Source organism: Shewanella submarina, from assembly GCF_042646185.1.
GTDB lineage: Bacteria > Pseudomonadota > Gammaproteobacteria > Enterobacterales > Shewanellaceae > Shewanella > Shewanella corallii.
Window position 1 is genome coordinate 195077 of sequence record NZ_JBHRTD010000017.1, and the last position, 16830, is coordinate 211906.

Sequence of the window (16830 nt, forward strand, 5' to 3'; positions counted from 1 at the left end):
TGAGTAAAGGGCCAGAAAGCCATTCTATGTGTTTGATTTGTTACGTTCAATAACGGCGGAACGCAAGTGGTGCCTTTGACTTTTATTTGCCCTGTTTAAGCGGCAGTTCTCCCATTAGTGTCGGAGTAGTGCGCTGCAGTGTCACCAGGATCAGCAGTCTCTCTATCTGTTGCAGACAGTGTTTTCTCATCTCCTTCCTCTGTCTGTCGGTCAGGGCGGGATTAAACTCAAGCTGTTCGAACTCATTGGCAAGAGAGGTAATCGACTCTTGCCAGTTGGGATTGAACCGACTGACTTTGTGCGCCACTGTGCGAGGTCCATCCGAGATATTCAGGTTTACACCCAGACGCTTCAGGGCATGCAGCAGCTTGTGGTATTTACGCTGCAGTTTATCCCGTCTTTTGGGCAAACTGAGTAAGCCGGTATACCAGGCAATCAGCATAAGCACGCAAATAATACCGCCCAACATAAACAAGCCAATTCGCTCTGTAGATGCCTGTCCCAATAGCTCTCTGAACAGTTGTCTCTGCTTGTTGGCGTTGAATCCCAGTACCCACACGCTCCAGTAATAATCCAGACTGGCCAGTTGCATTCGAAGTTCGTTCAACAGTGGCCAGTTTTTCAGCCTCAGGCTGGACAGGGGGTTATCCAGCAGGTAACTGTCCTCTGGCTTAAATACTGCGTCAAATCCATCCAGCACGCGCTCAGGGGCGACCATGGCGGTGGGGTCGAAAGTGACCCACCCCTCTGAAGGGATCCACACCTCGACCCAGGCATGAGCCATATACTGGTAAATACTCATGTAACCTGCTGCGGCGTTATATTCGCCCCCCTGATAACCATTAACCATGCGGGCGGGTAGACCGGATGCCCGCGCCACCACCACCATGGCAGAGGCGTAATGGACGCAAAATCCACTGCGGTTATCAAACAGAAAGTCATCTACCTGGTTGCTGCCGATGCGTGGTGGCTTAAGGGTGTAGTAGAAAGGTTCCTGAGCAAACCTTTCCATCATAGCTTGCATGCGCTGCGCAGGGTCGGGAAAAGCCTCCCTGAGCTGCTGACCGTAGGCTCTGGCTCTGGGGTTAATGTCCGGCGGCAGAGTCAAATTGGTATGTCTTTCCAACGCGGACAACATGGGGTCCCGAATGGCATTGGGGTAGGAGGTGACATCATAGCCAAATTGCTGCTCAATACGGCGCAGCGCAAACAGCCGGGAGTTGCTTATATTCACCACGCCACGGCTTTCGCTGTAACCCAGATCCAGACTGAACAGCCAATGGGTTCCGCTGGGTTCAGCAATGACCTGATAGCCGTATGAGCCGCCCATGGGTCTGGGTCTTTGGTTGGGGATATTGGGCGCATTGTTCTGCAATGCCTTAACCCTGGGGTTCTGACGCCACTCTTTACCATCATAAGTGTCCATCACCAGAGCGCGCCAATAGAGGCGGTCATTACTGGGCACAGGTCCCTGAAAGGTCACTCTGAATGCCAGCTCGGCACTGCGGGTCAGGTTGCTGATATCCCCGGGGCGAACACTGTCAGAAAGGCCCGTAGTTGCAGAGTCGGTATCCGGCACCATCCACAGAGGAGAAAACCTGGGAAGCACCAGAAACAACAAACCAGCCAAAGGTAAGCTGAGCAGCGTGATACTGGCTGAGCCCAACAAAGGGTCAAGAGGGCGGGTTTTACCCTGATACAGGCTGACCAGCCCGCCAGTGTTGATTATGGTGACAACCGCAAGGTGCAGGGTATTGAGAATGGACTGGTTATCGACAAAGGCCAGTGCCACCAAAAAATAACCAACCAATATGATGGTTTTTACGTCCCTGCGTTGCCGCATTTCGATGTACTTCAGGGCGTAACCCAGAATCAACAGGTTGATCAGGGCGCTCAGGGTGCCGAGTTGGCCTGTGATGAGCAGCAGGGTAGCAGCAGAGGCCATGGCCAGAATGCTTACCAACAATCTGGGTGGTTTGGCGACTTTGCCAAGGAAAATACCGATTCGCCACACAAAGCAGATGGCACAGATAGCCAGGGTCCAGGGGGTTAACTCGTCGTAAAGGGGGGTCAAGACCGCGACATTGATGATGAGCAGCCAAAATGACGTAATACGGGGGATAAGCGCCTGGGGAGATTTATCTACCGGGATCCTGTCTTTATTTTTCCAGGGCAGAGAAAAGGAAAGCATCAGGCGTGTTCTCCATACAGGGCGATAGCCTCCTGACAGGCAAGTCTATGGGATTCACCTGCACCGGGCGCTACTTGTTCGCCGTTCAGCTCCAACCCAAACAGGTGTTGGTCACGACTGAAATACTCCACCAGATAACTGAGTGCACTGAGACGCTTCTCCAGGTCAGTATCAGCTCCTGGCAGCACCAGCCAAATCGCCTCGCCCTGAGGCTGCTCAAACTGTTTGGTCAACATGCCCCGTCCTTGAGCCAATTGTTTCCAGGCTACCTGCTTCAAAGACTCACCGCGGATGTAATCTCTCAGGCCGCTGAATTCATCGACACCATTAAGCTGATTACCGCCGTTGACGTCATCATTGCCATGAAAGTCCATGTAGCTGCGCTTATCATCAGGTTTTTCAGGCTTGGCGAATACCAGTGGCGACATAGCCATATCCAGATGTGACCATGCACGGCACAGCCCCATGGGGTAACAGGAGGAGATTCTCACTCTGCCCAGGTTCATCCGGCCTCTTTGGGTATGGCGCACAGGGACCAGCACCTCCACGGCAGAATCTGTAATCCGGGTGATCTCAGCAATCCGGTTTTTGGGGTAGTTGAGTCCTACCTGCCAGCAGGCATGTGACGACTCGAGTTGAATGGGCATCGCCAGGGTTTCCCCTGCATAAACCTGAGCTGGCCAGTGTCCCTTAATTGTCAGTCCTGCCAGATTACGATAGCCAAAGATAAGACAGGTGTTAAAGATACTGGCCATCAACATGGCCAGGCCTATGACCAGATTATTTTGATAATTGGTACCGAATAAAAACAGCAGCAGCACCAAGAGCAACCAAAACACGCCGAACCCGGTAGGCAAAATAAAGATGCCTTTGTGGGTCAGCGTGTGTTCCCGGGCAGCAGGCAGGCGCCTGGCCAGCCAACGCTGCCAGAATCCCGAGTGGGCCGTTCGGGTACTCACTGTCATTGGATCGGGTTAACCTCAGACAGTATACGGTTGCATATGGTTTCCCCCTGGGCCTGACTGCTTGAACGCATTCTGTGTTGGGCGACCGGGGTAAACACCGCCTGCACATCTTCCGGGATCAGATAGTTTCGCCCTTGAATAAGTGCCCAGGCTTTAGCGGCCTGCAGCAGTGCCTTGCTGGCCCGGGGAGAGAGGCCATAACCTTCGTTTTGCTGCCTTGATGCTTCCACCAGAGACAGTAAGTACCTGAGCAGCGCATCGGAGACAGAGATATTGTCCGTCTGCTCCTGCAGCTTAAGCAGGTCTGCCGGTGACATACATTGGGGCAGGGTGTCGTTATAGCTGCTCAGTCCCTCTCCCTTGAGCATGGCCAGTTCGGCGTCCAGGGAGGGGTAGCCAATGGAGAGGCGCATCAGGAATCGGTCAAGCTGAGACTCAGGCAGGGGAAAAGTACCGGATTGCTCCGTGGGGTTCTGGGTGGCAATCACGAAAAACGGCGTTGGCAACCTGTGTGTGGTGCCGTCAACCGTGATTTGATGCTCCGCCATCGCTTCCAGCAGCGCGCTTTGGGTTTTGGGGCTGGCACGGTTAATCTCATCGGCCAGTACCATCTGTTTGAAGATGGGCCCCGGGTGAAACACAAACTGACTTTCATGTTTGTCGAATATGGTGACGCCGAGAATATCGGCAGGCAGGAGGTCACTGGTGAACTGAATACGTTGGTAACTGAAACCCAGACTTTGGGCCATTGCTTGAGAGAGACTGGTTTTGCCCATACCTGGGAGATCTTCGATGAGCAGATGGCCTCTGGCCAGAATGCAGGCCACAGCAAGCTTGATATGCTCGGTTTTTCCGAGCAGTACCTGGTCCAGCTGAGTGATGAGTTGTTTGATCTGTTCGGACATGTCTCCTCCTGAGACTTTTCAGTATTCTTCCCAAAGGAGGCATCTTGCCCCGGTATTTGTTATTTTTTACGAGGTTACTGCTAGAGATTCTGACTCAGTAGCGGTGTTTTTTCAAAATTTGTGACGTTTTTAGTTGGCCCTTTTTGATTAAACAACACAACAAGCCTCGTGAGTGAGGCCTGTTCTACCTGTATCAATAACTGGCGGATTGTTCTGCATCGGATAACAGAGGTGTGGTGGCTTTACCTGCCAGTTCCTCATATATCAGGCGATAGCTGAACACTGCCTGCACATACTCACGGGTTTCCCTGAAGGGGATGGACTCAATAAAGGAGACCGCATCCAGCTTGCCGTCAGTCCGTTTTAACCAGGCGGTGACCCTGTGGGGACCGGCATTATAAGCCGCGGTTGCCAGAATGCGGTTCTGGTCGAACTGCTGCAGCAGACCTGCGTAATAGGCGCTGCCCAGTTTTACATTCAGGCCCACATCATAGAGATCACTCTGACGACGGTATTTAAGCTTGTGCTTCCTCGCTGTTTCTTTGGCAGTAGCAGGCATGAGTTGCATCAGGCCTCTGGCACCAACACCGGACCTGGCTCTTGGGTAAAAAGCACTTTCCCGCCGGGCGATGGCTCTGAGTTCATCACCATTGACCTTGTGTCGTTTTGCTGCCGCATTAAATTCCCCTTCGTGGGCGAGAGGGAATCTTTGTGATACATGGTTCCACAGTTTGCCCTGAATTGTGCCCTGAACCCCCATAGCCGGCCAGTTATTGTTGCCGGCCATCAGGGTGTACTGAGTTCTGGCCTCTTGGTTGACCCGGGCCAGCAACTGGCGCCATTCAACTCGGGCATCATAGTGTTTATCCAACGCCTGCAGTTCAACAACTCTGAGCCAGGCGGCGTCTTTTTCCAGTTTTTGCTGAGCAGCCTGATCTTCTGCAGGTGTGATCTGGTTGAGGTTTATCGGCAGTCCCTGACTGTTGGCGGCCATAAAGCCATAGAAGTTTCTTTGAGTTGCCAGTTTAGCCAGGCTGTCGGAACGCCTGGCGGGATCTGTCATCATTCTTGCCTGCCAGAATTGCCAACGGGCGCTGGCGGCGGCAGTGTCACTGAGCAGGGGCAAAGTCTTTTCGATAACCTGATTGTCACCGTTGCGTATTGCCCAGCGCAGGCGCATTTCTGTCAGGTCGTCAGAGCCCAGCAGTGGCAGCATGGTATCAACATGATCTGACAGTGATTCTTCCTGCCTGATAAGCGCGCGCCTCACCAGATAGCGGTTGAGCTTACGGGACTCATGTTCGGTAAAGCGATCCGCTTTCTGATATTTCAAATAGAGTCTTACCGCCTGTTCCAGATCCTTTCTGGCCAAACGTTTGAGACCGGCGGCGACGATATCTTCCTTATACTCGCCTGAGCCCATATAACGGTTGATATGACGCAGGCGTCTTGGGTCCCTGTATACCTGAACCAGGGCTTCTGCATCTTGTTTATGGCCGGTAACCTTGCGGGATAACCAGCTCATCAGACTGTATTGGCCTGAATCAAATGCCAGCATCATACGTTGCCAGACCAAATCCTGAGAGCGCTTACCCGCCTTGGTCCATTCGCTGAACAGCACATCACAGGCGTCAGGTTGGGAGTAGCCATGGAGCCAAAGGTTCTTGGCACCGACCCAGGCTAAACTGGGATCACCGTTTTGCAGTTTTGCGCGGTAGTAATAGCACTGGAGTTCGGTATCTCTGGGGAGTTTGGGGCTAATCGCCAGAAAGTCTTTCCAGCGTTTTTGTTTACCGGCCCGTTGCAGGTATCTGTGTTTCAACGTGTTGTACAGAGGTGTTTGCGCGAAAGCTGCCAGAGAGATAGCCGCCTTTGGGCCTGACTGACGCAAAATATCATCCTGTTTATCGTGATAATCCAGATAGACAGTCAGAGGGTAATCGCCCAGTTGTTTTCTAAGGGTTTGGTATCTGGCTGAGTTTCCCTGTTCCTGAGCTTCTCTTGCGTCAAGATAAGCCTGTTGCTGCGCCGTCAGCCCTGCGGCAGCAGAAGTGGTGGTCAATCCCATACTGAAAGAGACCAATCCCAATATGCCAAGTAACTGCTTCAGCATGATTTATATCCTTTTATTCCCCGTCTGAGTTCTCCGGGGCCTGCTCATCATCTTTGAGGGCTGTCTCCAGCAGGTTTTTATCCAGTTGTTTACTGGTAATGGCGCCAAGTTGCTTCATCTGTTGCGCCTGTCGTATCAGGTTGCCTTTACCGCTCGACAGTTTGCCAAGGGCGCTTTGATAGCTGCGTTGAGCGGTATCCAGGCTGCGGCCCAGTTTATCCATCTCTTCTACATAACCACACAGCTTGTCGTATATGCGGCCAGCCTGTTTGGCGATCACCTGAGCATTCTGACTTTGATGCTCATAGCGCCATATATTGTGTATGGTTCGCAAAGCCACCAACAGATTGGTTGGACTCACCAACATGATATTTTGTTCCAGCGCGTAGTTAACCAGTTGGGGGTCTTCCTCTATCGCCAACAAAAAAGCTGGTTCGATAGGGATAAACATAAGCACATAGTCCAGACTCTTCAGACCGTGCAACTGTTGGTAATCTTTCTGTCCCAGCCCACGAATATGACTGCGCACTGAAATTACATGATCGCGCAGAGCCTGGGATTTTTCCACTTCATCCTGACTGTTGTAGTAACGCTCATAGGCCAGCAAGGACATTTTTGCGTCGATCACCACATCCTTACCTTCGGGAAGATGGACAATCACATCCGGTTTGTAGCGTTTACCCTGATCATTTTTCAGGTCCATTTGTGTGTGGTATTCATGACCTTCTCGCAGGCCGCTTTCCTGCAGCACCCGCTCAAGAATCACTTCGCCCCAGTTGCCCAACTGTTTGTTGTCACCTTTGAGTGCTTTGGTCAGGTTAATGGCATCCTCACTCATCTGACGATTCATGGTTTGCAGTTGTTCCAGCTGAAACTTCAGTGAGCTGCGCTCCGTTTGGGCCTGATTATTGGATTCATTTATTTGCTGACGGAAACCCTCAAGCTGCTGCTTGAGCGGGCCAAGTACGCCATCCAGTTGATGAACATTCTGCTGGCGGAAGTTTTCACTGCGCTCTTCGAAGATCTTCTGAGCCAGGTGTTCGAATTGGGTTTTGAGCCTGACTTCGGCAGATTCAAGCAGGGCTATCTTGTCCTCTAGTGCCTGTTCTCTGGCTTCAAATTTTACTTCCAGTTGTTTGGCATTGGCCTGTTCATTGGACAGTGCCAGCCTGGCTTCATTGAAGGCGTTGGTTTTGGCTTCCAGGAGGGTCTCCAGACTGTCTGTGCGATCTGCTTTTACGCTGGCTTTGCCCAGCTCTATTGATTGTTTTTCAAGCTTTTGGCGACAAAAGTGCAACTCATCTGTGAGCTGATCCTGCTGCAGCTGCGTATGTTCCAGTTCCTGCTGGAGCTTATTGATTTCAGTCAGGTGACTGGTCTCCATCTGTTCACGAAATTGTTGCCAGCGTGCACGGGTGAACTTTTGATTGAGCAAAGCGCCCAACATCAGAAAAAGGATACCCACGGCCAGCAGGATAATGATATTGGCAATGGAGAATTGAGTGAAATCGATTGGCATCCCTGAAGCTCGAAACTGTTTGAATTTAGTATGGATGCGCCAAGATTGGCATGGCGGACGGGGTAGCTTCAAGTATTGTGGGGCTATTTGACCAAGTTATCCTCAGATAACCATTGTTTTGCCAGAATTTTGCCAAACTGAAGAAAGAATTATTGGATTTATACTGTCTTATTAGGGGCTGTTGACCTTTCATGGTTGAATTTTGCTCGAGATAGACGCGCTTTAATCGCGACGCAAGGTGTGCCGCCTAGGGGCCTAAGCAAATACCTTGCAACAAAGAGTAAAGCGCGTATAACCGAGCCCTTCGGGCAGCGTTTGTCGTCGCTTTCTACTGCATTAACGCTCATTTATGTAGAGCAACTACACATCAATCGCGTTGCTTTGTATAAAACAACGACAAAGGGCTGCAAAAACCATCTTGGAAGGTTAACAGACCCTAGTGACTAAAGTGGACTCTGGAAGTGGCTATGAGCACAAAATTTACACGCGGGATACTGAAACAGGCGTCCTGGCAGATGAAAGAAAGTGAGGTGACACCTCAGGAAGTCTTCAAAAGTCGTCGCCAGATTATCAAAGCCATGGGGCTGGGCGCCATTGGAGCCAGTTTGCCTGGTCATGTGCAGGCGGGCTTATTTGATCTGTTTGGTGAAGACAATAAAGAGGTGTTTGCCACCAGTCCGCTGACCTATACCCAGCCTGCAGCATTCTCCGCAGGCGGTCAGGAGCTGACGCCTTTTGATAAGGTGGCAGGTCATAACAACTTTTATGAGTTTGGCACGGACAAAGCTGATCCCGCAGCCAATGCACAGGGCTTTAAGGTTGACCCCTGGGTGCTCAGGGTTGAAGGTGAGGTGGATACCCCTTTAACTCTTGGCTATGACGACCTGTATAAATTTGCGCTGGAAGAACGGATTTACAGACTTCGCTGCGTCGAGGCCTGGTCTATGGTGATCCCCTGGGTGGGGTTTCCCCTCGCAACGATTCTTAACAAGGCAGGTATCAAACCTGAGGCCAAATATGTGGCATTTGAAACCCTGTTTGACCGAAGTCAGATGCCAGGGCAGCGTAACCGTTTAATGGGCGGTGGTATCCACTATCCCTATGTCGAAGGCCTGACTCTGGGTGAAGCAATGAATGAGCTGAGCTTTCTGGCGGTAGGGCTATACGGTAAGACACTGCCACCACAGAATGGTGCGCCTATCAGGCTGGTGGTACCCTGGAAGTACGGCTTCAAAAGCATTAAGTCCATCGTCACCATTAAAGTGACTCAAAGGCAGCCCCCTACCAGCTGGAATCAACTAGCTCCCCATGAATATGGATTTCTGGCCAATGTTAACCCCGAGGTAGATCACCCCAGATGGTCTCAGGCGAGCGAGCGGCGCATAGGCCCGGGGGGACTGTTTTCAGCAACCCGAATACCGACCGAGATGTTTAACGGCTATGGAGAACAGGTCGCCGGGCTTTATCAGGGAGTGGATTTGAGGAAGTACTATTGATGCGAGTGGGGAAAAGAGGCCTGTTTACCATTAAGCTGCTGATGCACATAGGTGCGTTGGGCGCCTTGGTGTGGTTGATTCTGGCAGTCCTTTCCGGACAAATGGGTGCTGAACCCGTTGAGCGGATTATCCATTTCACCGGCATGGGCGCGTTAAATCTGTTGGTAATAACCCTGGTTGTCTCGCCTTTGGCCAAATACGGGAAGATGGGCTTTTTACTTCAAACAAGAAGACTGCTGGGACTTTACTGTTTCTTCTATGCGAGTTTACATATCCTGGCTTATCTTTCTTTTGATTTGTTGTTTGACTTTGGATTGCTGGCAAAAGAGATTATCGAACGTCCATATATTGTCGTTGGTGCGATCGGCTTTACTATTTTATTAGCGCTGGCGGTCACCTCAATTAATTATCTCAGAAGAAAAATGGGAAGAAATTGGCAGAAGTTGCATAACCTGATTTATCTATGTGCCTTGCTGATTCCATTACATTTCTATTGGTCGGTAAAATCAGGTTGGATTGAGCCAGCACTGTATGCGTCGGCACTAAGCCTGTTACTGCTGACGAGAAGATTTAAACCCGGGCGTGCCCGCAAGCGTGCAGGGAAGGGTCAGCTTAGTTCGAACTCCGAGATGCCAGATACCACTGAAGCCAAGGCTTAGCGTCACTGTGTCGCCGGAAAATAAAAAAGCCCCCGAAGTCGAGGGCTTTTTGTTGCATCAAATAATTACTTTTGATTTTCAACCCGGGCCATTAAGTCGATAACGTCCTGATAAGACATATTCCACTCGCGGGAGAGATTGATGATCTTGGTCTTATAAGTTTGAATATTTTCTCTTTGCGCCAACATCTCTTTTTTGGCTTGAACAGCTTCGTTAACGACTTCCTGAAGTATTTCCAATCTACGAAGACTGAAATCCAGTGAGTCGATATATTTGGCCATTTGAGTTTTATTTCTGGCTTGCTCTAAATCCGATGAGTGTTTTTTTTCGTATCCGTACTGATCCAGCGCAGCCAGGGCGCATTGCAAATCAAGTTCTTTTGTCATGGGGTCTTCACTTTACAGACATGGTGCGACTAATCGCTGCCAGCATTATTATCACGCTGTTATACAGGGCATAGCTGGCGTAAATTATAATCGGTTACGGAAACTAAACAACCGGTTTTGTGGGATATTTCGCACAAATGCCCGCTTGTTCGTTGACCGCCCAGAGGATAGGCTAAAAATAACACAAGGAGGATAGGATGCTGGATTTAACACCTGATATTTGTGACCGCTGGCCGGACGATTGTATTTTGCTGCCTGTTAACTTTAATCAATATGGCGGCCGTAAGATATTTCATGGGGAAGTGGTTACCGTAAAGTGTTTTGAGGATAACTCCAGAGTGAAGGAGTTACTGGCAGGCCCTGGCGATGGCAAAGTGCTGGTGGTCGATGGCGGCGGGGCTTGTCGGCGTGCGCTACTGGGCGATTTAATTGGAGAGTCAGCAGTCAAATACAGCTGGGCGGGAGTGGTGATTTTCGGTGCAATCAGAGATGCGGGCACGCTGGCGACCCTGGACCTCGGCGTGCATGCCTTGGGCACAGTGCCTTTTAAAACAGACAGAAAAGGATTGGGGGAAATTAATGTGCCGATAGATATCGGAGGCGTTACAGTTTCTCCCGGAATGTACCTCTATGCTGACAGTAATGGCATACTGGTATCCAATTGTGAGCTGGATCTCAGCGAATTGAGCTGAGTTTGCTTCGATTTACGCTGAAAACCAGAGGGAGGCTGTCATCTCTGGTTCAGGCTGGACGTGATATAGACTCGGTAATCAGATTTATTTCCATACCAACATAAGGATCCGTTATGAAAGTGCTCAAGTGGCTGGTGCTGGCGTTCGTCGGTTTGATATTGGCGCTGGTGCTGTATTTGACTCTTCTTTTTAACCCCAACGACTTCAAGCCGGAAATTATTGAGCAGGTGAAGACGCAGACGGGAAGGACGCTGGAAATTAAGGATGACCTAAGCTGGACCTTTTTCCCAACTCTGGGTATCCAACTCGGCGGTATCAGCTTTTCCAACCCTCAGGGAATGAAGCCTGAGCATATGATGTCAGTTGATGGCATTGTGGCTGAGGTAGCGCTGATGCCATTACTGAGTAAGGAAGTAGAGATTGAAGCGCTGAAGCTGGATGGCCTGACGGTAAATCTGGTGACAGATAAAAATGGTAAAACCAGCTTCGACGGTCTGGGTCAGTCAGAAGGTGAACCCAAGTCCACTGAGCCAACAGACGCCGGAACAACATCAGGCGGTGAAGGGCTGGCTGCCTTGTCTGTAGGTGGCGTAGAGATAAGTAACGCCACTGTCAATATCATCAACCAACAGACAGATACCACTCAGCAGTTCAGTTTGGACACTTTTACCCTTGGTCAGTTTTCTTTGGGTAAGGCGGCTGAATTGGCATTTAAAGCCAGTGCCAAAATGCCGGAACTTAACCTGCAGACCTCGGGTAAAGGCAGTCTGATGGTGAGTAAGGATTTTGGCGCGCTGAGCCTCAAAGGCCTGAGTGTTGAAACCCAGGTGGAAGGTAAAGCGATCCCGAATGGCGAACTGGATGCCAACCTCAATTCCGATATCGAGGTTGACCTTAAAGGTCAGCAGGCCAAAGTGACACTGGCCAGCCTCAAGGTGGGCAATATTGAAGGCGAAGGTAGCCTCAGCGCCGCCTATGGCCGTAAGGTGCCTTCTGTGGATCTGGTGCTGTCTTTGGGTGACATTAATCTTAACGATTGGATCCCGGCCTCTGAAGGCGACGCCAAGGGGGATGATAGCTCAGCTGACAAGCCAGCCGCTGCAGCTGTTGAACCCGACCTTTCTGCCCTTAAATCTGTGGACATGACTGCAGATATCAAGGTGAAGTCCATCAACATGGACAAGCTTAAGACCACAGATTGGAAACTGGCCGTTGCGCTGAAAAATGGCGTGCTGGATGTGAAAAATCTGGCAGGCAAGATGTATGACGGTGAGTTGAATGTGACAGCCAGCCTGGATGGCCGCAAACCGGTCGCCAGTTATCGTTTTGAGCAAACCTTATCAGGTGTGCAGATCCGTCCTTTGTTGACCGATGCCGCCGAAGTTGATTTCCTGTCAGGTGACGCCAATTTCTCAGTGACGGGCTCCGGCCATAGCCTTATCCCGGACAACCTCAAAAAGAACCTGCAGGCCAGGGGTAACTTCGCCATTAATGATGGCTCACTCTATGGTGTCAACATTCCGCAGATGATCCGCAGTGCTGAGGCCAAACTCAAAGGTGACCTGAGTGCAGGGGACAACGAAGAGCAGAAGACTGACTTTACCAGCCTGACCGGTAATTTCACTATGGCCAAGGGGGTAGTGAATAACCCTGATCTGGATATGCAGTCGCCACTGATCCGTTTAACGGGTAAAGGCGACGCCAATATACTGAGCCAAACCATTGATTATCAGTTATCTACCAAGCTGGTGGCCTCGTTGGAAGGCCAGGGTGGTGGTGATGGGCTCAAGGGAGTGGATATTCCCTTGGCAATTACCGGTACTTTTGCAGAGCCCAAGTTTGCTTTGGACACTGAAGCCCTGTTGAACAACAAGGTGAAAGATGAAATTAAAAAGCAGGAAGATAAGCTTAAGAACAAACTGCTGGAAAAACTGGGAGGTTTTTAAATGAGAGCCGGTTTGGCATTAACTGTATTGATAGGTTTGGTTTCAGGCTGCCATGCACAGCCTGAGGCCTCTCCCGCTGAAAAACCTCAAATTAAAGTGGTTGCCGGCGGTGCAGAAATCAAACCTGTATCTCAGCAGGATTATGGAAGGCATCCGGGGGACAAGTCTATGGAGAAAGAGACCTTGTTGCAGGGAGAGCTGGCGCTGGCTGACAAGCCTTCCGCCCGCGGAAATCAGGTGATGCAACTGCGGGTTTTCAATCCCCAGAGCTATGGTGTGCCCATACAATTCAATTCCGGGATGTCTGCTGATCTTTGGTTGTTGGATACCAAGGGTAAAAGAGTATGGGCCTGGTCCAACGATATGATGTTTACCCAGGCCATCCGGGACACTTCTTTGGCCGCAGGTAAAACCATGACTGTGAGTTTTGAGGTGCCTGACATTGTGATGGCACAGGTCAAGCCGGGTTTTGAGTGGCAGGCGAGATTTATGGGACGAAGTACTGAATCCCCAACGCCATTGCTGAATACCATTTCTATGCAGGCTAACTAATTGGTTACAACAAAAAGCCCCCGGTAGTCGGGGGCTTTTTTATGCCATATTGAAAATGGGCTATACGCTCATCTTGGTGACATCCACATACAGCTTCAGCATCTGTCCAGGCTGCAGGTATTTTTTGCTGTCAAGACTGTTCCAGCGCAGCAGATCTTTGATGGTCACATTGAACTTGTTGGCGATGCGGGCCAGAGAATCTCCTGAGCGAACCTTATAGTTGATGGTCCGCATCACGGAGGACTGAGTCTGATTCTCGCTGACCTTATTGGTCCAGATCACCAGCTTCTGTCCAACACGCAAAGGATCTTTGGGAGCCATGCTGTTCCAGGCCGCCAACTGAGAGACCTTAACCTTGTTGGCTCGGGCGATTTTCCACAGAGAATCACCGCTCTTCACCTGATAATCCACCTTGTAATCGGCACGTTTGACACCCTGCTTACGGGCCAGACGTTGATCTGAAGACAAGGAGTACAGCTCAGGGTCTTTGGCCGCAACCGGGATCAGCAGATGTTTGCCCGCAACAATAGTGTTGCCCTTGATACCGTTAACTGAGCGAATCACATCTATGGTGGTGTGATACTTGTTGGCGATCAGGCCCAGGCTGTCGCCGGACTTGATTTCATATCTCAGCCAATGCAAACGCTGTGAAGAATCTGTATCGGCCAGCGCCAGCTTAAAGCCATCGGCTTTGTCCACCGGGACCACCAGCTTATGTGGGCCATCTGGAGCAGTGGACCAGCGGTTATAACCCGGGTTCAGCTTATGCAGTGAAGAAAGTGGCATATCCGCGAGATCGGCAGCAAATGAGAGGTCAATCTGGCTACCCACATCAATCACTTCAATGGCGGGTTTATTGGCAATAGGTGCCAATTTGATGCCGTACTTGTCAGCATTTTTTATTACATCTGCCAGTGCCAGCAATTGAGGCACATAGCGTTCGGTTTCCCTGGGTAGATCCAGCGCAAAGAAATCAGTACTGCGGCCTTTACGTTTGTTGCGTTTAACCGCATTGAGTACCCGGCCTTCACCTGTGTTATATGCGGCAATGGCATACAACCAGTTTCCATGGGTCTTGCCATGCAGATATTGCATCATATCCAGTGCAGCGTGGGTGGCAGCAGGGACGTCACGACGACCGTCATACCACCAGTTCATCTTCAGACCAAAATGTTTGGCCATAGGGGAGGTGAACTGCCACAAACCAGAGGCGGCGCCATGGGAGTAGGCGAATGGGTCAAAAGCACTTTCGACGATAGGCAGCAGGGCCAATTCAATCGGCATATTGCGCTTTTCCAGCTCTTCGACGATCAGATACATGAAAGGCTCGGCACGCTCTGAAACCCGTGCCAGATGGTTGGGGTGACGTATGTACCAGTCGCGGTATTGATTGACCAGTTTCTCGTCGGGAATCGACATCTGCATATTCAGACGAATACGCTCCCATACATCGGTAATGATAATAGGAGCCGGCAGGGGATTTTCCGGGATAACAGGGGGGTTAACCACAGGAGCGGGAGCAGGTTGTTGTACCTGCTCAGTGTCTAAGCTCTGACAGCCAGTCAGCAGGGCAATACCCCCCGCTACAAATAGGGATGAAAGACGCATGTACTGGAGCTATCCTTTATTAGTATTAGAGTATCTGTTTGTTTTTGGACTGGAAAACTCCAATCGGGCAGCGAGCCCTGCAAAGCATTACTCACACAAAGTCGGATATTTTACCTCATAACTCAGGCAATGTCTTTCCAGCGCCTCAGCAGCGCGAACGCTTCCACATTATCTGCTGGATTTTGCTGCCAGTGCTGGTTTATCTGTTTGCAAACCTGTCTCTGATCAACCCGCAAAAATGGATTAACAGCCAACTCTTTGCCGATGGAAGAGGGTAGAGTAGGTATCCCTTTGGCACGAAGGGCCTCACACTCCTGTTGATACGCTTTTAGTTCGGTATTGTCCGGGTCTGCCATCAGGGCAAATTTCAGGTTACTGAGTGTATATTCGTGGGCACAGTACACCCGTGTATTGGCCGGAAGTGCCGCCAGGCGCGAAAGTGAGTGATGGAATTGCGCGGGCTCTCCTTCAAACATACGGCCACAGCCGCCGGAAAACAGGGTGTCGCCGCAAAAGAGTCTGTCATCACACACATAGGCGATATGGTCCAGAGTGTGGCCCGGCACAGTAAGCACTCTGGCCTGAATATCCAGTCCTTTAAGGTTGACCATTTGTCCATCTTTCAGCTCTTGCGTCAGGCCATTGATCTCCGGATTGGCTGGACCATAAACCTCGATATCGGGATAACGTGCGCTAAGGTCATTAATCCCACCGGTATGATCCCAGTGATGATGGGTGATCAGTATGCCCGCCAGGGTCAGTTGCTCCTGCTCCAGATAGGCAGTTACCGGCTTTGCCTGTCCGGGGTCCACGACCCAGGCCAGGGGTGAGCCGGATTGAGTCAAACACCAGATATAGTTGTCATCGAAGGCAGGAATAGCTGTAACATTGAGCGACATCTCAGTCATCCTTAAAAAACATGAGCATTGGCGGCAGTTTACCGCTCTCAGGGCTTGCCTGTATACGCTTTTCGTTTTATAGGTATAAACCATATATACGGCTTTTTTATAAGAGCCTGAACCCCGTTTACGGAGTTACTTTTGCCACATACTCCCTATCGACATCCAGCTTTAGGCCCCGCCGGTTGGCAGGACTTTCCCAATGGTGAACAGCTGCAGTCCTGCGTGCAGCAGGCGCTTGCTCCCTGGTGGCCCAGACTGTTTGGTTATCACCTGTTAAAGCTGGGACCGCTCAGCAGCGCCATGGATGCCAGTCATTGCAGTATCTCTCATCAGGTCAGCTTGTATGACGAAGAGGGCGCCTCTGTGGTCGGCGAGGTGAGTCAGTTGCCTTTGCGTCACGCCAGTGTCGATGTGGTGCTGGCCAACTTCCTGCTGGAATTTGAGCGAAACCCCTATCAGCTGCTCAGAGAAATCGACCGGGTGCTTATCTCCGGCGGCACGCTGATTATCTCCGGCTTTAACCCCTTGAGTCCTGCCATGCTGGGTAAGTTGTTGCCCAGATATCAGCAGCAATTTCCCTGGCGAGGACACTTTTACCTGCCGTCCCGTATTAAAGATTGGCTGGCACTGCTGGGCTATCAGGTGATCTGTGATGAACGCCTGTTGTATCACCCTCTGTTTGGCCACTTCGACAAAGGAGTATTCTGGCAGCAGAGTCTAGAGTCCTGGTTGCCGGGCAGTGGCAGCGTGTATCTCTTGATTGCCCGTAAGCTGGACAGTCCGCTGACGCCTATCCGGGAGAAGCGCAAAGCCCGTAAACCAAACTGGCAGACGGTACCCAGTGCCGGCCGGGTGGGGCGTTCCCACTCGGCGGTTAACAACCGAGAGTCCTGACA

The 16830-nt window shown here is 50.9% G+C and carries 14 protein-coding genes; 6 read left to right on the forward strand and 8 right to left on the reverse strand.

Going from position 1 to position 16830, the window contains the following annotated elements:
• Positions 1-82: 82 nt before the first annotated feature.
• The 5 genes from ACFOE0_RS14715 to rmuC all read right to left on the reverse strand — a co-directional run bounded on the left by ACFOE0_RS14715 (position 83) and on the right by rmuC (position 7687).
• On the reverse strand, positions 83-2191 hold the full coding sequence (locus tag ACFOE0_RS14715) for a transglutaminase family protein (RefSeq protein ID WP_248937180.1): 2109 nt from the start codon (positions 2189-2191) through the stop codon (positions 83-85).
• Complete coding sequence (locus ACFOE0_RS14720) at positions 2191-3156, reverse strand: DUF58 domain-containing protein (protein ID WP_248937181.1); 966 nt, start codon at positions 3154-3156, stop codon at positions 2191-2193. Before ACFOE0_RS14720 ends, ACFOE0_RS14715 begins: the two co-directional genes overlap by 1 nt.
• Positions 3153-4061 carry an AAA family ATPase gene (locus tag ACFOE0_RS14725; protein WP_115137800.1) on the reverse strand — a complete coding sequence of 303 codons (909 nt, stop codon included), beginning with the start codon at positions 4059-4061 and terminating at the stop codon, positions 3153-3155. Before ACFOE0_RS14725 ends, ACFOE0_RS14720 begins: the two co-directional genes overlap by 4 nt.
• A 193-nt stretch (positions 4062-4254) precedes the next feature.
• Entirely contained in the window at positions 4255-6174 is a 1920-nt protein-coding gene (locus ACFOE0_RS14730; protein WP_248937182.1) for a transglycosylase SLT domain-containing protein, read from the reverse strand.
• Positions 6175-6187: 13 nt separating this feature from the next.
• Positions 6188-7687 carry a DNA recombination protein RmuC gene (gene rmuC, locus ACFOE0_RS14735; RefSeq protein ID WP_248937258.1) on the reverse strand — a complete coding sequence of 500 codons (1500 nt, stop codon included), beginning with the start codon at positions 7685-7687 and terminating at the stop codon, positions 6188-6190.
• A 467-nt stretch (positions 7688-8154) separates the two neighbouring features.
• Here rmuC and msrP point away from each other — a divergent pair, with 467 nt between their 5' ends.
• The gene (gene msrP / locus ACFOE0_RS14740; RefSeq protein ID WP_248937183.1) at positions 8155-9189 is read left to right on the forward strand and encodes a protein-methionine-sulfoxide reductase catalytic subunit MsrP; all 1035 of its coding nucleotides are present in this window, start codon (positions 8155-8157) and stop codon (positions 9187-9189) included.
• Positions 9189-9848, forward strand: coding sequence for a protein-methionine-sulfoxide reductase heme-binding subunit MsrQ (gene msrQ / locus ACFOE0_RS14745; protein WP_248937184.1), 660 nt, complete (start codon positions 9189-9191; stop codon positions 9846-9848). Before msrP ends, msrQ begins: the two co-directional genes overlap by 1 nt.
• A gap of 65 nt (positions 9849-9913) precedes the next feature.
• On the opposite strand, the gene ACFOE0_RS14750 is transcribed toward msrQ, so the two are convergent.
• Complete coding sequence (locus ACFOE0_RS14750) at positions 9914-10234, reverse strand: hypothetical protein (protein ID WP_248937185.1); 321 nt, start codon at positions 10232-10234, stop codon at positions 9914-9916.
• Positions 10235-10431: 197 nt separating this feature from the next.
• Here ACFOE0_RS14750 and ACFOE0_RS14755 point away from each other — a divergent pair, with 197 nt between their 5' ends.
• The 3 genes from ACFOE0_RS14755 to ACFOE0_RS14765 all read left to right on the forward strand — a co-directional run bounded on the left by ACFOE0_RS14755 (position 10432) and on the right by ACFOE0_RS14765 (position 13424).
• Positions 10432-10926 (forward strand): putative 4-hydroxy-4-methyl-2-oxoglutarate aldolase, encoded by a 495-nt coding sequence (locus ACFOE0_RS14755; protein WP_248937186.1) that lies wholly within the window; start codon positions 10432-10434, stop codon positions 10924-10926.
• Positions 10927-11039: 113 nt separating this feature from the next.
• Positions 11040-12872, forward strand: coding sequence for an AsmA family protein (locus ACFOE0_RS14760; protein WP_248937187.1), 1833 nt, complete (start codon positions 11040-11042; stop codon positions 12870-12872).
• Positions 12873-13424, forward strand: a complete 552-nt coding sequence (locus ACFOE0_RS14765; RefSeq protein ID WP_248937188.1) for a BsuPI-related putative proteinase inhibitor — start codon at positions 12873-12875, stop codon at positions 13422-13424.
• Positions 13425-13484: 60 nt separating this feature from the next.
• On the opposite strand, the gene ACFOE0_RS14770 is transcribed toward ACFOE0_RS14765, so the two are convergent.
• Positions 13485-15032 (reverse strand): lytic transglycosylase, encoded by a 1548-nt coding sequence (locus ACFOE0_RS14770; RefSeq protein WP_248937189.1) that lies wholly within the window; start codon positions 15030-15032, stop codon positions 13485-13487.
• Between the two features lie 122 nt (positions 15033-15154).
• A complete protein-coding gene (gloB, locus tag ACFOE0_RS14775) occupies positions 15155-15931 on the reverse strand; it encodes a hydroxyacylglutathione hydrolase (protein ID WP_248937190.1) in 777 nt (258 codons plus the stop codon).
• A gap of 141 nt (positions 15932-16072) precedes the next feature.
• Between gloB and ACFOE0_RS14780 the strand changes: the two genes are divergently transcribed.
• Positions 16073-16828, forward strand: coding sequence for a class I SAM-dependent methyltransferase (locus ACFOE0_RS14780; RefSeq protein ID WP_248937191.1), 756 nt, complete (start codon positions 16073-16075; stop codon positions 16826-16828).
• Positions 16829-16830 lie beyond the last annotated feature (2 nt).